Below are 16,934 nucleotides of genomic sequence, written 5' to 3' on the forward strand. Positions count from 1 at the left end.
GGCTGCGCCGCCGGCCGCCCGCGGGCGACACCCGGCCCCGGCTGGCGCCCGCGGGCGACACCCGGCCCGACTGGACGCCCCGCGGCCCACCGCCGGAGGCCGAGCCACCGGCGGTGGGCCGGCAGTGGAGCGTCACTCCCCCGCGTCGCCGAAAAGCGCGGTCAGCCGGGCTTCCAGGAAGGCCAGCAGCTCCCGATGCCCCCGCTCGTAGCCGAGGAGCTGCTCCACGAACAGCCCCTCGACCGCGGTGCCCCACAGGGTCGCCACCGCGCACACCTCGTCCTCGCTCAGCGGCACTCCCCGGCGGGCGGCCTCGCCGCGGACGGCGTCCGCGAAGGTCGACCTCAGCGCGTCCAGCCGGGGCGCCAGCCGCTCCCGCAAGGCGGGCTGGTTCAGCGCCAGCGTGCACAGCTCGAGCCAGATCTTGGGCCACCCCCGCGCCCGCGCGTCCCCGATCAGCAGGTCCCGGTGCCGCCGCCAGCGGGCCACCAGCGGCTCCTCCCCCGCGAACGCGGCCGCGACCCCCGCCGCGTACTGGTCGCCCACCCGGTTCAGCACCGCCACGAGCACGTCGGCCATCGAGCCGAAGTGGTAGTGCACCAGCGCCTGGTTCAGCCCGGCCTCGGCGGCCAGCCGGCGCGTCGTCACCGCCGCCGCCCCTTCGGTGATCAGCAGCCGCTCGGCGGCGTCGACGAGCTGCTTCTTGCGATCAGGACGCACACCCACGCCTTTCTCCGGAACGGGTGAGGATACCGCCGGGCACCTCCCCCGCACGGAGGAAAGCGCTTTCGGGGGCCGGCGCGTCGCCGCAACCGGCCACAACGGTGTTTGCGCACAGTAACCGGGGGGTCGCGGCTCGGGAGTGATCGCCGTACGACATGATTTCACCTCGACCAGAGCATCTATCGAGTGATCGGCGACTGTGACTCAGAGTGAGAAGAACTCCCGAGCCGCCGGGAGGGCACTTGTCGACAACCCCCGCTTGACAGGGATGGTTGCATACGACTCTGTCGTGACGTCGCCGTCTTCGTCCCGGTCCCCAGGATTTCGTGGAGCGTCGTGAAAAACACAGATGACAAGTCAGGCGAAGGCCACCACAAGTCGATCAGAAAGCGCCTGACGGGAACCGTCCTGATCCCGAGTATCGCGCTCCTGGTGATGTGGATCGCGGGTTCCGGGTACTTCCTGGTGGACGCGATCTACGTGCGCACGGTGGCCTCCTCCGTGCAGGACGTGTCGATCCCCGCCGTCACCGCGCTCGGCGCCGTCCAGCAGGAACGCCAGCTGTCGCTGGTCTACCTGGAACGCCCCCAGGTCGGCCTGCGTGACCTGCAGGCGCAGCAGCAGTCCATCGACAGGTCGCTGACCAGCCTCCGGTCCGCCCTCACCGAGGTGAAGAGCCTCGTGCCGGACGAGATCGGGCAGCGGATGAACCAGATGGAGGCGAGCCTCGACCAGCTCCCGGTGATCCGCGCGGAGATCAACCTGCGCACGATCTCCAAGGAGCAGGTCAACGACTTCTACAACCGCCTGCTGGACGTCTCGACCGACCTGTTCGACTCGCAGGCCCGCCTGGTGCCCGACGCCGAGTCGACCCAGGGCGGTATGACCTCGGTGGACATCTTCCGCGCCTCCGACCAGATGTCGCGGGCCGCGTCGCTGGCCTCCAGCGCGTTCGCCTCCGGCCAGTTCGCCCCGGCCGACCACCTGCAGTTCGCCCAGCTCGTCGGCAGCTACCGCAACCAGCTGGCGAAGATCGCGAGCTACATGGCCCCCGAGGCGGGGCAGCGCTACCGCGACCTGACCTCGGGCGAGCAGTGGCAGCGCCTCACCGCCGCGGAGAACTCGATCATCACGCACGGCCCGGGCGTCTTCCGCGAGAACGTCGGCGGGCTGACCGTGCGGGAGAACGACTGGCGCGACCTCACCACCGAGGTGTCGGGCCAGCTGATCGGCCTGACCGTCGAGCAGTCGGAGCTGGCCTCCGGCGCCGCGCTGGACAAGGGCAACGTCAACCTGTGGACCGTGATCATCGGCAGTGTCGTCGCCCTGCTCGCGGCGATCGCGTCGATCTGGGTCGCCGTCCGGGTGTCCCGCACGCTGGTCGACCGGACCCTGATGACGCGCCTGGAGCGCCTGCGCAACGACTCGCTGGAGCTGGCCCGCACCCGCCTGCCGAGCATCGTGAACCGGCTCAAGGAGGGCGAGTCGGTGGACGTCACCGCCGAGCTGCCCCGCCTTGACCACGGCAAGGACGAGATCGGCCAGGTGGCCGAGGCGTTCAACATCGCGCAGCTGACCGCCGTGCAGGCCGCGGCCAGTGAGGCCAAGGCCCGCAGCGGTGTCAACAACGTGTTCCTCGGCATCGCCCACCGCAACCAGGGCCTGGTGCACCGCCAGCTGCAGATCCTGGACCGGATGGAGAGCCGCGAGGAGAACCCGGAGCAGCTCAAGGGCCTGTTCCAGCTCGACCACCTGGCCACCCGCGCCCGCCGCACCACCGAGAACCTGATCATCCTCGGCGGCAAGCAGCCGGGCCGCCGCTGGCGCAAGCCGGTGTGGCTGATGGACGTGCTGCGCGCCGCGGTGTCGGAGACCGAGCACTACTCGCGGGTCGAGGTGGAGAACGTCCCGCAGGTCGCGATCATCGGGTCGGCGGTCGCCGACACCATCCACCTGGTCGCGGAGCTGGTCGACAACGCCACCACCTTCTCCCCGCCCGGGTCGCAGGTCCACATGACCTCCACCCTCGTCGCGCGCGGCGTCGTGGTGGACGTGGCCGACCAGGGTCTCGGCATGAAGGACGACGTCCGGGAATGGGCCAACCGGATGATGTCGGAACCGCCCGAGTTCGACGCGATGGCCCTGAAAGCCGACTCCAGCCTGGGCCTTTTCGTGGTCGCGCGGCTGGCGGCCCGGCTCGGCCTGAAGGTCATGTTCGACTCCTCGCGCTACGGTGGCACCCGCGCCACGATCCTGATCCCGTCGGCACTGCTCGCCAACGGGGACCAGGTCGCCGAGAACGCCGATCCGGAGTTCCCCGGCGCCCCGGCCACCACCGGGACCGACTCGCACGAGCAGGAGGAGACCGGCCGTCCGGCCGGGACGAACGGTATGGGACGACACGAGAACAACGGCGCCGCCGAGCCCGCTCGGCGGGTCCCGGCGGAGCTCCCCTCGGGACGGCACGCGGAACCGGAACCGGAGACGGCGAGCGAGACCAGCGGTGTGCGGACGATCTCGGTGTTCGAGCCGGAGCCCGCGCCGGCGCCGACGCCCTCGCCGCGCCCCAAGCGGCCCCGGGCGCCGCTGCCCCAGCGCGAGCCGCAGCAGAACCTCGTCGCCCAGCTCCGTGACGACCCGGAGTCGGACGCCACCGATTACCACGAGTTCTCCGGTCGGACCCGCAACACGCTCTCGGCGTTCCACAAGGGAACCCGCCGCGGGCGCGACGCAGACGCACCGGAAGACCCCCGGGCCACCATTGACTGAGAGGGAAGTCGAACCTCATCGATGAACGAGAACGAGAACTCCAAGGTCGACCTGAACTGGCTGCTCGACGACATGGTCGACCGCGTCGTCGGGGCGCAGCACGCCGTGGTCCTCTCTGCCGACGGGCTGCTCATGGGCAAGTCCGCGAACCTGTCGAAGGACGACTCCGACCAGCTGTCGGCGATCGCGTCCAGCCTGCAGAGCCTCGCCAAGGGCGCCAGCAAGCACTTCCAGCGCGGGCCGGTGCTGCAGACCCTCATCGAAATGGCCGAGGGCTACCTGTTCGTCTGCGCGGCCGGTCAGGGCGCGTGCCTGGCGATCCTCGCCGAGGAGACGGTCGACGTCGAGATGATCGCCTACGAGATGAGCCGCCTCGTCAAGCGCGTCGGTGACTACATGACGTCGGCTCCCCGGGATGCCGCGAGGTTCGTTCCGGAGCACAACTGATGGCGGACGACCAGTGGTACGACGAAGCGGCCGGGCCGCTGATCCGGCCGTACGCCATCACTCGGGGCAGGATCCCGTCCGTCGACATCAAGCTCGACGTGGCGACGCAGGTGATGGCCATCCGGGGCAACCACGACCCGATCGGGTTGACCCCGGAGCACCTGACGATCCTCGAGTTGTGCCAGCGGCCGCTGTCCGTCGCTGAAATTGCCGTGTACGTCAAGGTCCCCCTCGCCGTGGTCAAGGTGTTGTGCAGCGATCTGATCGAACGGGGCGCCGTGATCGTCCGTTCGCCGTCGCAGCCTGCCAAGGCCCCCGATCGCGAACTACTCCAGGCGGTGCTCGATGGCCTCAACAAGCTCTGAAGAAGGGGGCGTCATCCCGACGCCCGTCAAGATCGTCATCGCGGGCGGCTTCGGCGCCGGCAAGACCACCATGGTCGCGTCGGTGAGCGAGATCGTCCCGCTGTCCACCGAGGAGGTGATGACGGAGGCCAGCACGGGCGTCGACGACCTGACCGGTGTGGAACGCAAGACCACGACCACGGTGGCGCTGGACTTCGGCCGCATCACCATCTCCCCGCAGACGGTGCTGTACCTGTTCGGCACGCCCGGGCAGGACCGGTTCTGGTTCATGTGGGACGAGCTCGCACTGGGCGCCATCGGCACCGTGGTGCTGGTCGACACGCGACGGCTGGACTCCAGCTTCGCGGCGATCGACTTCTTCGAGCGGCGCAAGATCCCGTTCATCGTGGCCGTCAACTGCTTCGAGGACTCGGACGAGTACGAAGAGGACGAGATCCGCAAGGCACTCGCCATCGCGCCCGGAGTGCCGGTGATGTTCTTCGACGCCCGTTCGCGGGAAGCGAGCAAGCTGGCGCTGATCCGGTTGGTGCGCTACGCGATGAGCCGCCTGCCCGCCGAGTCGGAGCTGGCTCGCGCCTGAGGTTCTCCGGCCCGGGACAAGGAAAGGCCACCCCGTTCTTCGGTGACGGGGTGGCCTTTTTTGGGCGCTACGCGGGTATCTACTGCACCGGCTTCGCTTCGCTACGCCCGGATGAAGAGAAGCCCCTCCCGAACCCGATCTCTCAGTGTTCGGTTGCCGAGAAGTCGCGTCAAGGCGGGAAAGAGTACCTTGACCCGACTGCTCGGCAACCGATTTGGCTGGGGATCGGGTTGCGGGAGGGGGGTGGCTGGTGGGGGTGGTTGGCTTCCGTTGCCGGCCTGCGGTCAGGAGGCAGGCCGCGCGTAGCGCCTACGAAACCCGGGGCACCTGCCGCAGCTTCAGGTTGAAGTGCCGCAACAGCTGCGGCGCGTGCGTGACCCGGTACTCCGGCACCGACTCGGGGTTCTTCGCGATCGACGCCAGCACGTCGGCCACGTACTCCAGGTGCGCCAGCGTGTACGTCCGCCGGGGAATGGCCAGTCGCACCAGCTCGAACGGTGCCGGGGTGATCAGGTTGTGCTCGTCGTCGAAGGTGCCCAGGTACAGCGAACCCAGTTCGGCGCACCGGATGCCGCCCGCCAGGTACAGTTCGCACGCCAGCGCGTGCCCGGGGAAGCCGTGCGGCGGAATGTGCTGCAGCAGCCGCCCGGCGTTCAGGTACAGGCCGTGCACCCCCGCCGGCTGGACGATGTCCACACCGGCCTCGTTGATCAGCCGCGCGAAGTGCGCGGTCTCCTCGGCCCGGTTGCGCAGGTAGTCCGGGTCCACGACCTCCTGCAGGCCCTGGGCGACGCGCTCCAGGTCGTGCCCGCCCAGGCCGCCGTACGTGCGGAAACCCTCGGTGGCGATGAGGATCGCCTCGCACTGCTTGGCCAGCTGCTCGTCGCGCACGCCGATCGCAGCGCCCATCGGCGAGATCGCGTCCTTCTTCAGGCTGGCGACGAAACCGTCGGCGAGCGCGAACGTCTCCTGCGCGACCTCCTTCGGCGTCTTGCCCGCGTAACCGTCCTCGCGCTGGGTGATCAGCCACGAGTTCTCCGCGAACCGCGCCGCGTCGAGGAAGAACGGGACCCCGAACCGGTCGCACAACGCGCGCACGGCCTTCAGGTTCGCCATCGACACCGGCTGCCCGCCGCCGCCGTTGTTGGTGATCGTGATCAGCACCTGCCCGACCCGCGAACCGTCCGGACCGGACAGCGTCTCCTCGAGCGCACCGAGGTCGATGTTGCCCTTGAACGGATCCCGGCTGTCCAGGTCGGCCGCTTCCGGGCACGGCAGGTCCCGCGCTTCGGCACCGGCCAGCTCCACGTTCGCCCGCGTGGTGTCGAAGTGCGTGTTGGACAGCGAGATCTGCCCCGGCTTCAACGCGGTGGAGAACAGGATCCGCTCCGCCGCCCGGCCCTGGTGCACCGGGAACAGGTGCGGGAACGACGTCAGGTCCTCCAGCGCCGACTTGAACCGGAACCACGAGTCCGAACCGGCGTAGGAACGGTCGGCCGCCGCGGCGCCGGCCTCCTGCGCGGCGGACACCGCGCCCGTGCCGGAGTCGGTCAGCAGGTCGATCGTCACCATGTTCGCGGGCAGGTCGAACATGTTGTAGCCGGCGCGGGCAAGCGCTTCCTCCCGCTCCTCCCGGGTCGTGATCGGTATCGCCTTGACAACCTGGACCCGGTACGGCGGGAACGACTTCATGCTGGCTTCTTCCTCCCAGATCAGAACGTGGCCGAGGCGCTGACGCGCCCGCGCGGCGCCTGCACGGCGTAGGCCTCGGACGAAAGATATACCGTCGTCCCCGACCCGAACCGGCCGAGACGCAGGGAAACGTGCGCGATGAGGCCCACACCGGCGCCCGCGGGGCGGCTCGTCACCGCGGCGATCGCCCGGTCAAGCTCCGCGGACGGCAACCCGGACCGCGCGAAGTGGGCGAGCACGTGCTCACGCGCCACGGCGTCGTCCGGGACGTAGTCGCGGATCGGCAGGTAGAGGCTGTAGTTGCCGGGACGGCCCGCGCCTGCCTCCACGAAGGAGTAACTGGAGATCAGCGGCCGTCCGGCGTACGGGCCGGGGCCGCCGCCCGCGGTCGCCAGGAAATCGCGCACCGTCAACGGGTCCACGCCCTCCACGGCTCCGGCCGCTCGTTCCACCGTGGCCGAGTCCGCCGAGTCGTGCGAGATGTACAGCTTGACCCGCGACAGCGGCCCGTCGTCGAGATCGAGCGCGAAGAACGAGAACTGGTCGGCGGCGCCACGCCGCAGCGCGTGCTCGGCGACCGTGTCGTACGCGTCGCTCAACCCGAGGCGCCGCAGGCCTTCGGCGACGAGCCCGGGCGCCGCGCCCTGCCCGCGCACCTGCGGGTTGAAGTAGACCTTCAGCGCGGGCGCCCGGCCGGGCCGCAGGATCACCGAGAACCACAGCGTGAACTTCCCCTGTGGCCGGTCGACGAGGAACAGGTCCTCGACCGCGGCGAACCGGTCCAGCCGAAGATCGAACCGTTGCGCCATGTGGGTGAGAAAGCGCTTCGCCGCTTCGATGTTCGCTGCGGGGCCGGGGTTTTCCGCTATGGTCTCGCCGAGGATCCGCACCGCGCGGTCGCCGCTCTCGTCGAACGCGACGGAGAACTCCACGGGGGTCGCGTCGTCCGCGACGTCGGAAGGCCACAGCGGCGGCTCGGTCAACGGGCGGCGGCCGGCCGCACCGAGGAGCTCCCGCAGCACGTCGACGGCATCGCTGCCGCCGCCGGGAAAGCCTGCCACCCTGCAGAGTTCTCCGAGCTGTCTCCGGGCATGGTCGAATAGGGTCACAGGGGCGACGTTCACACTCACTCCGACGGTCTGGCGAGCAACTGCTCGACTAGGCGGGGGACAGACCGTCGACCAACATAACGTCATCTTCCCAGCGAGACGTACCGCTGGAGGAGTGATCTTGGCCGCACGGTCAGTCACCAGAGGCCCGCCGCTCCCCTGGTTCGCTGCCACGGCACGGTTTTCGCGCCCGGCACGCGCGCAACCGCCGCCAGGGCAAGCGATCCCACCGGTCGCAAGCTGCGAAAACGCTTACCGGATGCGATTCACGTCACTCCTGCGACACTGTCCATAATAGACCAACAGGAGCAGTGTGCAGGCGGCCGTTCGGCCGGACACCGGAAGCGACCAGCCGTCTAGAACAGTGTTCACCTGATCAGCGGAGTGTCACGAGTGGCCTCGATGGCCCGGAATTCGGGCTCAGCGCGGCACGGTGAGCACCAGCGCGGCCGTGTCGTCGGTGACCCCCTCGTCGAGATCCGAGAGCAGCCGTCCGAGGCGATCGACGATCGCGTCCGCGTCCAGTCCCGCGAAGCCCGACGCCGCGCTCGCCAGCCACCCCTCGCCGACGAGCTCGCCCCGCGGATCCCTGGCCTCGATCAGTCCGTCGGTGTAGACGAACAGCGCGTCGCCCGGCCCGAGGCGGGTGCCGACGGTCGTCACGTACGCATCCGGGAACACCCCGAGCAGCTGGCCGCCCGGTGTCTCCAAGGGGTGCACCGCGCCGTCCGCCGCGATCCGGAGCGCGGGCGGGTGGCCGCCTGCGGCCAGCTCCACCCGGAAGCCGTCATCGTCCGGCTCAATCAGTCCGAAGAGGACGGTGCAGAAGCGACCCTCGGGCGCGCGGTAGTTCTGCAGCAGCACCGCGTTGAGCGTGCGCAGCACCGAGCCGGAATCAGGCTGCTGCACCACGGCCGCCCGCAGCGTGTAGCGCGCGAGCGAGGTCAGCACGGCCGCCTCGGCACCCTTGCCGCACACGTCGCCGATGAAGAACGCCCACCGGCCCGGGCTCAGCGGGAACAGGTCGTAGAAGTCGCCGCCGATCATCTCCGTCGGCGACGCGCGGTAGTACCCCGCCGACCGCAACCCGGGTACTTCGGGCAAACCCGGCGGCAGCAGGGTCTCCTGGAGGGTTCTGGACAACTGGGCCAGCCGCTCGCGTTCGGCGTCGGTCTCCTGACGCGCCCGCAGCAGTTCGCGCTCGTACGCCCGCCTGCTTCGGGCGTCGAACACCGTGGTCCGGATGCCGGTGGCGCCGTCCGGGCCCGCGCGCAAGGTCGAATTGACCAGCACCGGCAGCCGTGAGCCGTCGGCGGCGACCAGGTCCAGTGCGATCTCCCGCACCTCGGACTGCATCCGCAGCAGCGGCGCGTAGTGCGTCTCGTGGTAGAGCCGCCCGCCCGCCGTGAGCAGATCGCTGAACCGGCGGCCGATCAGCTCCTCCGCCCGGTAGCCGAGCCAGTTCAGCAGGGTCGCGTTGACCCGTACGATCGTCCCGTCGGGCCGGGCCGAGAGGTATCCGCAGGGCGCGTTGTCCCACAGGTCCTCGGCATCGGCCCCGGTCAGTACCGGTGCCTCCGGGCCGGTCACCGCGTCCCGCGGCCGGCCAGGAACGTCTCGATCGCCGCCGTGGTCACGTCCGGGTCGCTCAGGTGGGGGCAGTGCCCGTGCACGTCCAACACCACCAGTTCGCTGTCCGGCAGCCGGTCGTGCACGTATTCGCCGACCGACATCGGCGCGATCGCGTCGTGGCGGCTCTGCAGCACGAGGCTGGGCACGGTCACCTTCGCGAGGTCGTCCCGGTTGTCGGACAGGAACGTGACGCGCGCGAACTCGCGGGCGATGTCCGGGTCGGTGCGGCAGAAGCTGTTGGTCAGCTCGGCGCCGAGGTGCGGCCGGTCCGGGTTGCCCATGATCACCGGCGCCATCGCCGCCGACCAGCCCAGGTAGTTGCTGTCCAGCGACTCGAGCAGCTCGTCGATGTCGGGCCGGGTGAAGCCGCCGGTGTAGCCGTCGTCGTCGAGGTAACAGGGCGACGGGCACACCATGACCAGCCCGGCGAACCGGGACGGCTCGCGTGCTGCGGCCAGCACGCCGATCATCGAGCTGACCGAGTGGCCGACGAACACCACGTCCTGGAGGTCGAGCTCGGCGCAGATCTCCAGCACGTCGTCGGCGTAGCCGTCGAGCGTGGCGTAGCGCTCGGGCCGCCACGCGCCCAGGTCGGAGCCGCCCGCGCCGACGTGGTCGAACAGCACCAGCTGGTAGTCCGGCTCGAAGGCGGGGGTGACCAGGCGCCACATCGCCTGGTCGCACCCGAAGCCGTGGGCGAACACCATTGGCTGCCCGCCTGGCCGTCCGGCCAGGGTCACCGCGTTCCTCGACCGGATGTCCACCGTCACAGAGTAGCCGCAGCGGGCCGGCAGGGCCGCATGAGCGGGGTTCATCGGCCCCTGGTCAGCCGAAGCGGCGGCGGACCTCGCCCTTGAGGATCTTGCCGGAGCCGGTCGTGGGCAGCCGGTCGGTGAACTCGACCGACTTGGGCACCTTGTACCCGGCCAGCCGGGTGCGCAGCCAGGCCAGCAGCTCGTCGCCGTCGATGCGGCTCCCGTCGGCGGGCACGACGACCGCCTTGCCCACCTCGCCCCAGCGCGGGTCCGGCACGCCGATCACGGCGCACGCCTCCACACCCGGGTAGCCGTACAGCTCGTTCTCCACCTCGGCCGGGTAGATGTTCTCGCCGCCGGAGATGATCATGTCCTTGAGCCGGTCGACGACGTGGAAGTACCCGTCGCCGTCCACGGTGGCCACGTCGCCGGAGTGGAACCACCCGTCGCGCAGCACCTCGGCGGTCGCCTCCGGCCTGCCCCAGTAGCCCTTCATCACGTTGGGCCCGCTGACCACGATCTCGCCCTTCTCCCCCGGCGGCACCGGCTCGCCGGACGGGCCGGCCAGCCGCACGTCGGTGAAGAACGAGGGCACCCCGGCGGAGCCGATCTTCTCCGCGACGTGCGCGCGGTCGAGGACCAGCACGCCCGGCGCGGCCTCGGTCATGCCGTAGCCCTGCACGAACGCGAGCCCGCGGTCGAGGTAGCGGCTGGCGAGGTCGGCGGGCACCGGCGCGCCGCCGCACAGCAGGGTCCGCAGGCTGGACAGGTCGGCGCTGCGCCACCGCGGGTGCGCGGCGATCGCCTGGTACATCGTGGGCACGCCGAACACGAGCGTGACCCGCTCCTGTTCCACCGCGGACAGCACGGCGCCGGGGTCGAACGCGGAGTGCAGGATCACCGTGCCGCCCTTGAGCAGGGTGGGCAGGCACACCATGCCGAGCGCGGCGGCGTGGAACAGCGGCGCGGCGACCAGTGCCCGCTCGTCGCTCGCCAGGTCGGTCTCCACCAGGACGTTGACGCAGTTCCAGGTGAGGTTGCCGTGGGTGAGCATCGCGCCCTTGGGGCGTCCGGTGCTGCCCGAGGTGTACATCAGCAGGCACACGTCGTCGAGGCCGACGGGCAGGTCGGGCGGCTCGTCGTCCGCGGCGTCCAGCTCGCCCGCGGGCACGCGCAGCAGCCGGCCGGCGGCGAGCGCCGCGACCGTCTCCGCGTGCTCCGGGGTGTGGATAAGGACCGACGCGCCGGAGTCGGCCAGCGCGTGGTCCAGTTCCGGGACGCCCAGCCGGAAGTTCAGCGGCACGAACACCGCGCCGGCCTGCCCGCACGCGAACAGGGTCTCCAGGTAGGCCGGGTGGTTCGGCCCGAGGTAGGCCACCCGGTCGCCGGGGCGGACCCCGGCGGCCCGCAGCCCGTTGGCGAGCCGCGCGACGCGGCGGGACAGCTCGGCGTAGGTCAGCGCCGTCCCGCCGTGCCGGACGGCTGTCGCGTGCGGGCTCATCCTGGCGCGGCGCACCGGCCAGGAGCCCAGACCCTGGTTGCGCACTACTTCTCCGGGTCGAAGGCGCTCAGGCCGGGCCGGTAGGACTTCTGGTCGAGGAACTGGGTCAGCCCCTTGGCGCGGGCGCCCGCCTTGTCGGCGAACTGGGACTGGTCGAGCTTGGCGTAGAGGTAGTCCTCGGCCTGCTCCCAGGGCATCTCCTGGGCGATCTTGTACCCGGTCTTGGCCGCGTGCAGGACCACCTGGTTCATCGACGCGAGCTTCAGCGCCACCTCGCGGGTGCGCTCCCGCAGCCGGTCGGCGGGCAGCGCCTCGTTGACCAGGCGCATCTCCGCCGCGCGGCGGCCGTCGAAGGGCTCACCGGTCATGATGTAGTACAGCGCGTCGCGCTGCGGCACGGTCGCCGCCAGCGCCCGGCTGACCACGCCGCCCGGCGGGATGCCCCAGTTGACCTCGGACAGCCCGAACCGCGCGTCCTCGTCGGCGAAGGCCAGGTCGCAGGCCACCAGCGGGGTGAACGCGCCGCCGAAGCACCAGCCGTTGACCATCGCGATCGTCGGCTTGCTCCAGTTCGCCAGCCGCTTCCACTGCCACTCCGCGCTGGCCCGCCGCACCTTGATCTGCACGGCGGTGCTGCCGGTGGCGTCGACCTCGCGGAAGTACTCCTTGAGGTCCATGCCCGCGGAGAACGACTCGCCCGCGCCGGTCAGCACCAGCACTCGGCAGCGGTCGTCGCCCTCCAGGTGGTCCAGCACCCGCACCATCTCGTCGTTCAGGGTGGGGTTCATGGCGTTGCGCTTGTCCGGCCGGTTGAGCATGACCCAGGCGATGCCTTCGTCGAACTCCACCAGAACCGTCTCGCCCCACGGCTCCGTCCGGACCCGCCCGTTGCCGACCGCTGTGCTCATGCATCGCTCCCTATATCAGTAGTTCTGATATAGGGATAGCAAGAGCGGGCCGACGGCGTCAAGGTCAGATGGCCGGCGCGCCGATCAGGACGGCGGCGACCAGCCCGCCGAGCGCGGCCAGCAGCAGCGCCTCGGACAGGAACCGCCGAGCCCGGTGAACAGGCCGTTCGGCGCTGACTGCACCGCCGCCCGCGCCTCCAGCGGACTGAGGGTGACGGGCTCGGGCGCGACGCGCCGGTGAGCGCGGTTGCCGCGACCGGGCGGCGCCTTCCCGGCGGCCGCGGCCGGTGCGGACAATCGGGGGCATGAGGTGTCCCTGCGGGTCCGGTGAGACGTACGACAACTGCTGCGCGCCCCTGCACCGCGGCGAGTCCGCGGCGCCGACCGCCGAACGGCTGATGCGCTCGCGGTTCAGCGCGTTCGCCGTCGGGGACGTCGGCTACCTGCTCGCCAGCTGGCACCCGGACACCCGCCCGGCCACGATCCGGCTCGACCCGGACCAGCGCTGGACGCGGCTGGACGTGCTGGCCACGACCGGCGGCAGCCCGTTCCACACCGACGGCACCGTCGAGTTCCGCGCCCACTACCGCACCCCGGACGGGCCCGGCTCGCTGCACGAGGACAGCGAGTTCACCCGCGTGGACGGCCGCTGGGTGTACACGCGGCCGCGGCGGGTAGCCCGCGGGGCATGACCGAGTTCGAACGCGAACGCGCCATGCCGGCCCCGGCGGAGCGGGTGTTCACCGTGGCCGCCGACGTGAACCGGCTCGACGAGTGGCTGCCCGGCGTGATCACCGTCCACCCGGCCGAGCCCGAGGGCGTGGACGTCGACGTGCACGACCCGGCAGGCGAGTACGAGGCGCCCGGCGTGCTGGGCGCGCGCCGCGAGCAGCTGCGGCTGGAGTGGGGCCGCCGCGGCAGCGCCGACTACAGCGGCTGGCTGCAGGTGTCCTCGGCCGAGGGCGGCTCCAGCTACGCCACGCTGCACCTGTCCTTCCACGGCGACCAGCCGGCCGCCCACGGCGGCAGCGCCGCCGACGACGTCGAGCGGCGGCTGGACGAGTCGCTGGACCGGCTGGCGAACCTGGTGTCGGCGAGCTGAACCCCGTCCGGGTGATACGTTTCCTCCCGATCACCCGGAAGAGGTTCGATGTCCCGCAGATCCTGGCCGCGCCCGGCGCTCGCCGTCCTCACGCTCGCGACCGGCGCCGCCGGGATCGTGACGGTCTCGCTCGCGTCACCCGCTCCCGCGCCGCCCGCGCCCGCCGAGGCGCGCCCGGCCGCCACGACCGTCGCCCCACCGCCGCCGACGACCGTGGTCGCGCCCGTCGTGGAGGTCACCCCGGCGCCGTCCGCAACGAGCACCGTGAGCACCACGCGCACCCGCACCACGACGAGCCGCACGCGCTCGGCGGTGACCACCCGCGAGACCGACAGCGACGAGGTGGCCCGGCAGCGGGCGATGGAACCGCACCCCCGCCCGCCGCTGAGCACCTACACCCCGTCCACTGAGGACACGAGGCCGCCGATCGTCATCGGCCCGACCTCGACGGTCCGGACGACGCGCTCCTGAGCCGCCGGATATAAGTCGTTATACGGCGTCCGGGCGCACGATCATCACCGGGCACTGCGCGTGGTGGACGAGCGCCTGGCTGGTCGATCCCAGCAGCAGGCCGCGGAACCCGCCCCGGCCGCGGCTGCCGACCACGACCAGCTGCGCCCGCGTGCTCCAGCTGAGCAGCTGGTGCCGCGGCCGGTCCCGCGCGACGACCCGCTCCACGACCACGTCCGGGTACTTCTCCTGCCACCCCGCCAGCTGCTCGGCCAGCAGCCGCTGCGCGTCCTGCTCGATCTCGGGCCAGTCGACCAGGAACGGCACGGTGCCCGGATGCCCCGCGACGTCGGCGTCGGCCCACACGTGCACCGCGACCAGCGGCACACCGCGCCAGGACGCCTCCTCGAACGCCGTGGCGAGCGCGCGTTCGCTGGTGGCGCTGCCGTCGACGCCCGCCACCACCGGTCCCGTCGGCTCGTCCCGGCCGCGGACCACCACCACCGGGCAGCGGGCGTGCGCGGCGACCTCGACGGTCGTCGAGCCCACCACCATCCCGGTGAAACCGCCGGTGCCGGAACAGCCCAGCACCACCGTGCGGGCCGTGCGGGAAGCCTCGATCAACGCAACCGGACCCGCTTCCTGCAGCTTCCCGGCGGTGACCGTCAGCTCGGGCCCGCCGATCTCCCGCGCGGTGCGCACGGCGGCGGCGAGCAGGTCGTCGGCCGCCTTCACGAACGCTTCGTAGGCCTCGTGCAGCACCGGCAGCCCAGCGCCGTAGAAGCCGGCCATCGGGGCGAACCCGTGCACGATGTGCAGCGGCTCGTGGCGCCGCGCGGCCGTGCGCGCCGCCCAGCGCAGCGCCCGGTCCGCCTCGTCCGAGCCGTCCACGCCGACGACGATCGCGTTGCTGTCCATCAGTTCCTCCACCAGGTCGGTCCGGAACCGACGCTAGGCGAGCGCGCCCGCCACGACAGCGGGCCATGGTCACCGGCGGCGGGGACTTCCGGCCCTCACCGGGCCGCCGCGATGGCCTCCCGCACCATCTCCGGCGCGATGTCGGCGGCCCGCTCCCGGAACCCGCTCGCGTACAGCCCGTCGATGATCAGCCACACCCGGTCCGCCAGGCCCTCCGGATCGGCCACACCGGTCTCCCGCGCCAGGCGGCCGACCAGCTCGCGCGTCTGCTCCAGGTACTCGCGCGCCATCCGCTCCGGCTGCTCGTCACCGGCCGGGAACTCGGTGAGCAGGTTGCGGAACGGGCAGCCGCGGAAGTCCGGCCGCCGCATCCGCCCGGCGACCTCCGTGACCAGCGCCACCAGCCGGTCGGCCGGGTCGTCGCCCGCCTCGCGCAGCGCCGCGGCCTCAGCGCGGTCCCGCCACTCGCGAAACCGGTCGAGGTAGGCCGCGACCAGGTCGGTCTTGCTGGGGAAGTGCGCGTAGAGCAGGTTCTTCCCGCAGCCGACCTCGCCGATGATCCGGCTCATCCCGACCGCGCGGATCCCCTCGGTGTAGAAGAGCGCGGTCGCCACGTCGAGGATCCGCTCCCGCGTTCCCGGTGCTGCCGTGCGTGCCATGTGTCGAGGATAACGGACCGATCGGTCCGTGCGCCGTTGACAGGCCTGTGATCAGCGGCGCATGCTCGGACCGACCGGTCCGGGACCGATCGGTCCGCAGAAGGGAGCACACCATGAGGGACGCCGTCATCGTCGAGGCCGTCCGCACCCCCGTCGCCAAGGGCAAGCCGACCGGCGCCTACGCCGCGGTGCACCCCGTCGAGCTGCACGCCCACGTGCTGCGCAGCGCCGTGGAACGCGTGCCGGGACTCGATCCGTCCGAAGTGGACGACGTCATCGGCGGCGCCGTCGGCCAGGTCGGCGAGCAGAGCGGGAACACCACCCGGTTCGCGGCGCTGGCCGCGGGCTTCCCCGAATCGGTCGCCGGCGTCACCGTCGACCGCCAGTGCGGCAGCAGCCAGCAGGCGCTCAGCTTCGCCGCGCAGGGGATCGTCGCGGGCGCCTACGACATCGTCCTCGCCTCCGGTGTCGAGTCGATGAGCCACGTGCCGATCGGCAGCTCGGCCAACGTCGACGGCGTGCGGGCCGACGTGTGGGGCCCATCGGTCGAGAAGCGCTACCCCGGCGGGCTCATCCCGCAGGGCGTGGCGGCCGAGCTGATCGCCCGCAAGTGGAACCTGTCCCGCACGCAGCTGGACGAGTTCGCGGTCACCAGCCACGAGCGGGCGGCCGCCGCGTGGCGTGACGGCCACTTCGCGGGCCAGGTCGCGCCGCTGAAGGTCACCGCCGCCGACGGCACGGTCACGCAGCTGGACGTCGACGAAACCATCCGGCCCGGGACCAGCCTGGAGGTGCTGGCCGGGTTGCGCCCGGCGTTCGCGCACGAGCACTGGACCGCGCGGTTCGGCGAGATCGACTGGAAGGTCACCGCGGGCAACTCCAGCCCGGTCAACGACGGCGCGGCCGCTCTCGTGCTCACCACCAGCGAGATCGCACGGCAGCGCGGGTGGCGGCCGCGGGCGCGGATCCACACCGCGACGGTCACCGGCGACGACCCGATCTACATGCTGACCGGCATCATCCCGGCCACCGCGAAGGTGCTCGCGCGCGCCGGACTGTCTGTTTCGGACATCGACGCGTTCGAGGTCAACGAGGCGTTCTCCTCGGTCGTGCTCGCCTGGCTCGCCGAGACCGGCGCCGATCCGGCGAAGGTCAACGTCGACGGCGGCGCGATCGCGATCGGGCACCCGCTGGGCGCGAGCGGCGCGCGGCTGGCCACCACCCTGCTCGGGGTGCTGGAGCGCACCGGCGGCCGGTTCGGCCTGCAGACCATGTGCGAGGCCGGCGGCACGGCCAACGCGACCATCATCGAAAGGATTTGAGG

At 71.4% G+C, this 16,934-nt stretch carries 17 protein-coding genes; 8 read left to right on the top strand and 9 right to left on the bottom strand.

The window, feature by feature from the left end; translation table 11 throughout:
• Positions 1-132 precede the first annotated feature (132 nt).
• A complete protein-coding gene (locus AMY39116_RS0336815; protein ID WP_157358815.1) occupies positions 133-720 on the bottom strand; it encodes a TetR/AcrR family transcriptional regulator in 588 nt (195 codons plus the stop codon).
• 438 nt (positions 721-1,158) lie between these two features.
• On the opposite strand from AMY39116_RS0336815, the gene AMY39116_RS0336820 reads away from it, so the two are divergent.
• Genes AMY39116_RS0336820 through AMY39116_RS0336835 form a run of 4 tightly spaced genes read left to right on the top strand, consistent with a single transcriptional unit; the run spans position 1,159 to position 4,884 of the window.
• A complete protein-coding gene (locus AMY39116_RS0336820; protein WP_020422598.1) occupies positions 1,159-3,492 on the top strand; it encodes a nitrate- and nitrite sensing domain-containing protein in 2,334 nt (777 codons plus the stop codon).
• 21 nt (positions 3,493-3,513) lie between these two features.
• Entirely contained in the window at positions 3,514-3,939 is a 426-nt protein-coding gene (locus tag AMY39116_RS0336825) for a roadblock/LC7 domain-containing protein (protein ID WP_017983331.1), read from the top strand.
• The gene (locus AMY39116_RS0336830; protein ID WP_017983332.1) at positions 3,939-4,304 is read left to right on the top strand and encodes a DUF742 domain-containing protein; all 366 of its coding nucleotides are present in this window, start codon (positions 3,939-3,941) and stop codon (positions 4,302-4,304) included. The genes AMY39116_RS0336825 and AMY39116_RS0336830 overlap by 1 nt, the downstream gene beginning before the upstream one ends.
• Positions 4,285-4,884, top strand: coding sequence for an ATP/GTP-binding protein (locus AMY39116_RS0336835; RefSeq protein ID WP_020422599.1), 600 nt, complete (start codon positions 4,285-4,287; stop codon positions 4,882-4,884). The genes AMY39116_RS0336830 and AMY39116_RS0336835 overlap by 20 nt, the downstream gene beginning before the upstream one ends.
• A 309-nt stretch (positions 4,885-5,193) precedes the next feature.
• Here the strand turns inward: AMY39116_RS0336835 and AMY39116_RS0336840 are convergent, their stop codons facing one another.
• The 6 genes from AMY39116_RS0336840 to AMY39116_RS0336865 form a co-directional block, all read right to left on the bottom strand.
• Positions 5,194-6,576: a tryptophanase gene (locus tag AMY39116_RS0336840; protein ID WP_020422600.1), complete on the bottom strand. Its 1,383-nt coding sequence runs from the start codon at positions 6,574-6,576 to the stop codon at positions 5,194-5,196.
• A gap of 20 nt (positions 6,577-6,596) precedes the next feature.
• Positions 6,597-7,637, bottom strand: coding sequence for a tryptophan dimethylallyltransferase family protein (locus AMY39116_RS0336845; RefSeq protein WP_020422601.1), 1,041 nt, complete (start codon positions 7,635-7,637; stop codon positions 6,597-6,599).
• A 468-nt stretch (positions 7,638-8,105) separates the two neighbouring features.
• Complete coding sequence (locus tag AMY39116_RS0336850) at positions 8,106-9,275, bottom strand: SpoIIE family protein phosphatase (protein ID WP_020422602.1); 1,170 nt, start codon at positions 9,273-9,275, stop codon at positions 8,106-8,108.
• Positions 9,272-10,081, bottom strand: coding sequence for an alpha/beta fold hydrolase (locus AMY39116_RS0336855; RefSeq protein ID WP_027936557.1), 810 nt, complete (start codon positions 10,079-10,081; stop codon positions 9,272-9,274). Before AMY39116_RS0336855 ends, AMY39116_RS0336850 begins: the two co-directional genes overlap by 4 nt.
• Positions 10,082-10,142: 61 nt before the next feature.
• On the bottom strand, positions 10,143-11,618 hold the full coding sequence (locus AMY39116_RS0336860; protein ID WP_020422604.1) for a long-chain fatty acid--CoA ligase: 1,476 nt from the start codon (positions 11,616-11,618) through the stop codon (positions 10,143-10,145).
• On the bottom strand, positions 11,618-12,481 hold the full coding sequence (locus AMY39116_RS0336865; protein WP_020422605.1) for a p-hydroxycinnamoyl CoA hydratase/lyase: 864 nt from the start codon (positions 12,479-12,481) through the stop codon (positions 11,618-11,620). Before AMY39116_RS0336865 ends, AMY39116_RS0336860 begins: the two co-directional genes overlap by 1 nt.
• A gap of 305 nt (positions 12,482-12,786) precedes the next feature.
• On the opposite strand from AMY39116_RS0336865, the gene AMY39116_RS0336870 reads away from it, so the two are divergent.
• The 3 genes from AMY39116_RS0336870 to AMY39116_RS0336880 are packed head-to-tail and all read left to right on the top strand — an operon-like array spanning position 12,787 to position 14,054.
• Positions 12,787-13,173 carry a YchJ family protein gene (locus AMY39116_RS0336870; protein WP_020422606.1) on the top strand — a complete coding sequence of 129 codons (387 nt, stop codon included), beginning with the start codon at positions 12,787-12,789 and terminating at the stop codon, positions 13,171-13,173.
• Positions 13,170-13,583 (top strand): SRPBCC family protein, encoded by a 414-nt coding sequence (locus AMY39116_RS0336875; protein ID WP_020422607.1) that lies wholly within the window; start codon positions 13,170-13,172, stop codon positions 13,581-13,583. The genes AMY39116_RS0336870 and AMY39116_RS0336875 overlap by 4 nt, the downstream gene beginning before the upstream one ends.
• Before the next feature lie 48 nt (positions 13,584-13,631).
• Positions 13,632-14,054: a hypothetical protein gene (locus tag AMY39116_RS0336880; protein ID WP_020422608.1), complete on the top strand. Its 423-nt coding sequence runs from the start codon at positions 13,632-13,634 to the stop codon at positions 14,052-14,054.
• 18 nt (positions 14,055-14,072) lie between these two features.
• Here AMY39116_RS0336880 and AMY39116_RS0336885 read toward each other — a convergent pair whose 3' ends face one another.
• Together AMY39116_RS0336885 and AMY39116_RS0336890 are read right to left on the bottom strand one after the other, a co-directional pair.
• Positions 14,073-14,951, bottom strand: a complete 879-nt coding sequence (locus AMY39116_RS0336885) for a universal stress protein (protein WP_027936558.1) — start codon at positions 14,949-14,951, stop codon at positions 14,073-14,075.
• A 95-nt stretch (positions 14,952-15,046) separates the two neighbouring features.
• Positions 15,047-15,610: a TetR/AcrR family transcriptional regulator gene (locus AMY39116_RS0336890; RefSeq protein ID WP_027936559.1), complete on the bottom strand. Its 564-nt coding sequence runs from the start codon at positions 15,608-15,610 to the stop codon at positions 15,047-15,049.
• 113 nt (positions 15,611-15,723) lie between these two features.
• Here AMY39116_RS0336890 and AMY39116_RS0336895 point away from each other — a divergent pair, with 113 nt between their 5' ends.
• A complete protein-coding gene (locus AMY39116_RS0336895; RefSeq protein WP_020422611.1) occupies positions 15,724-16,932 on the top strand; it encodes a thiolase family protein in 1,209 nt (402 codons plus the stop codon).
• Positions 16,933-16,934 lie beyond the last annotated feature (2 nt).

It is taken from the genome of Amycolatopsis sp. ATCC 39116, assembly GCF_000231075.2.
GTDB lineage: Bacteria > Actinomycetota > Actinomycetes > Mycobacteriales > Pseudonocardiaceae > Amycolatopsis_E > Amycolatopsis_E tucumanensis.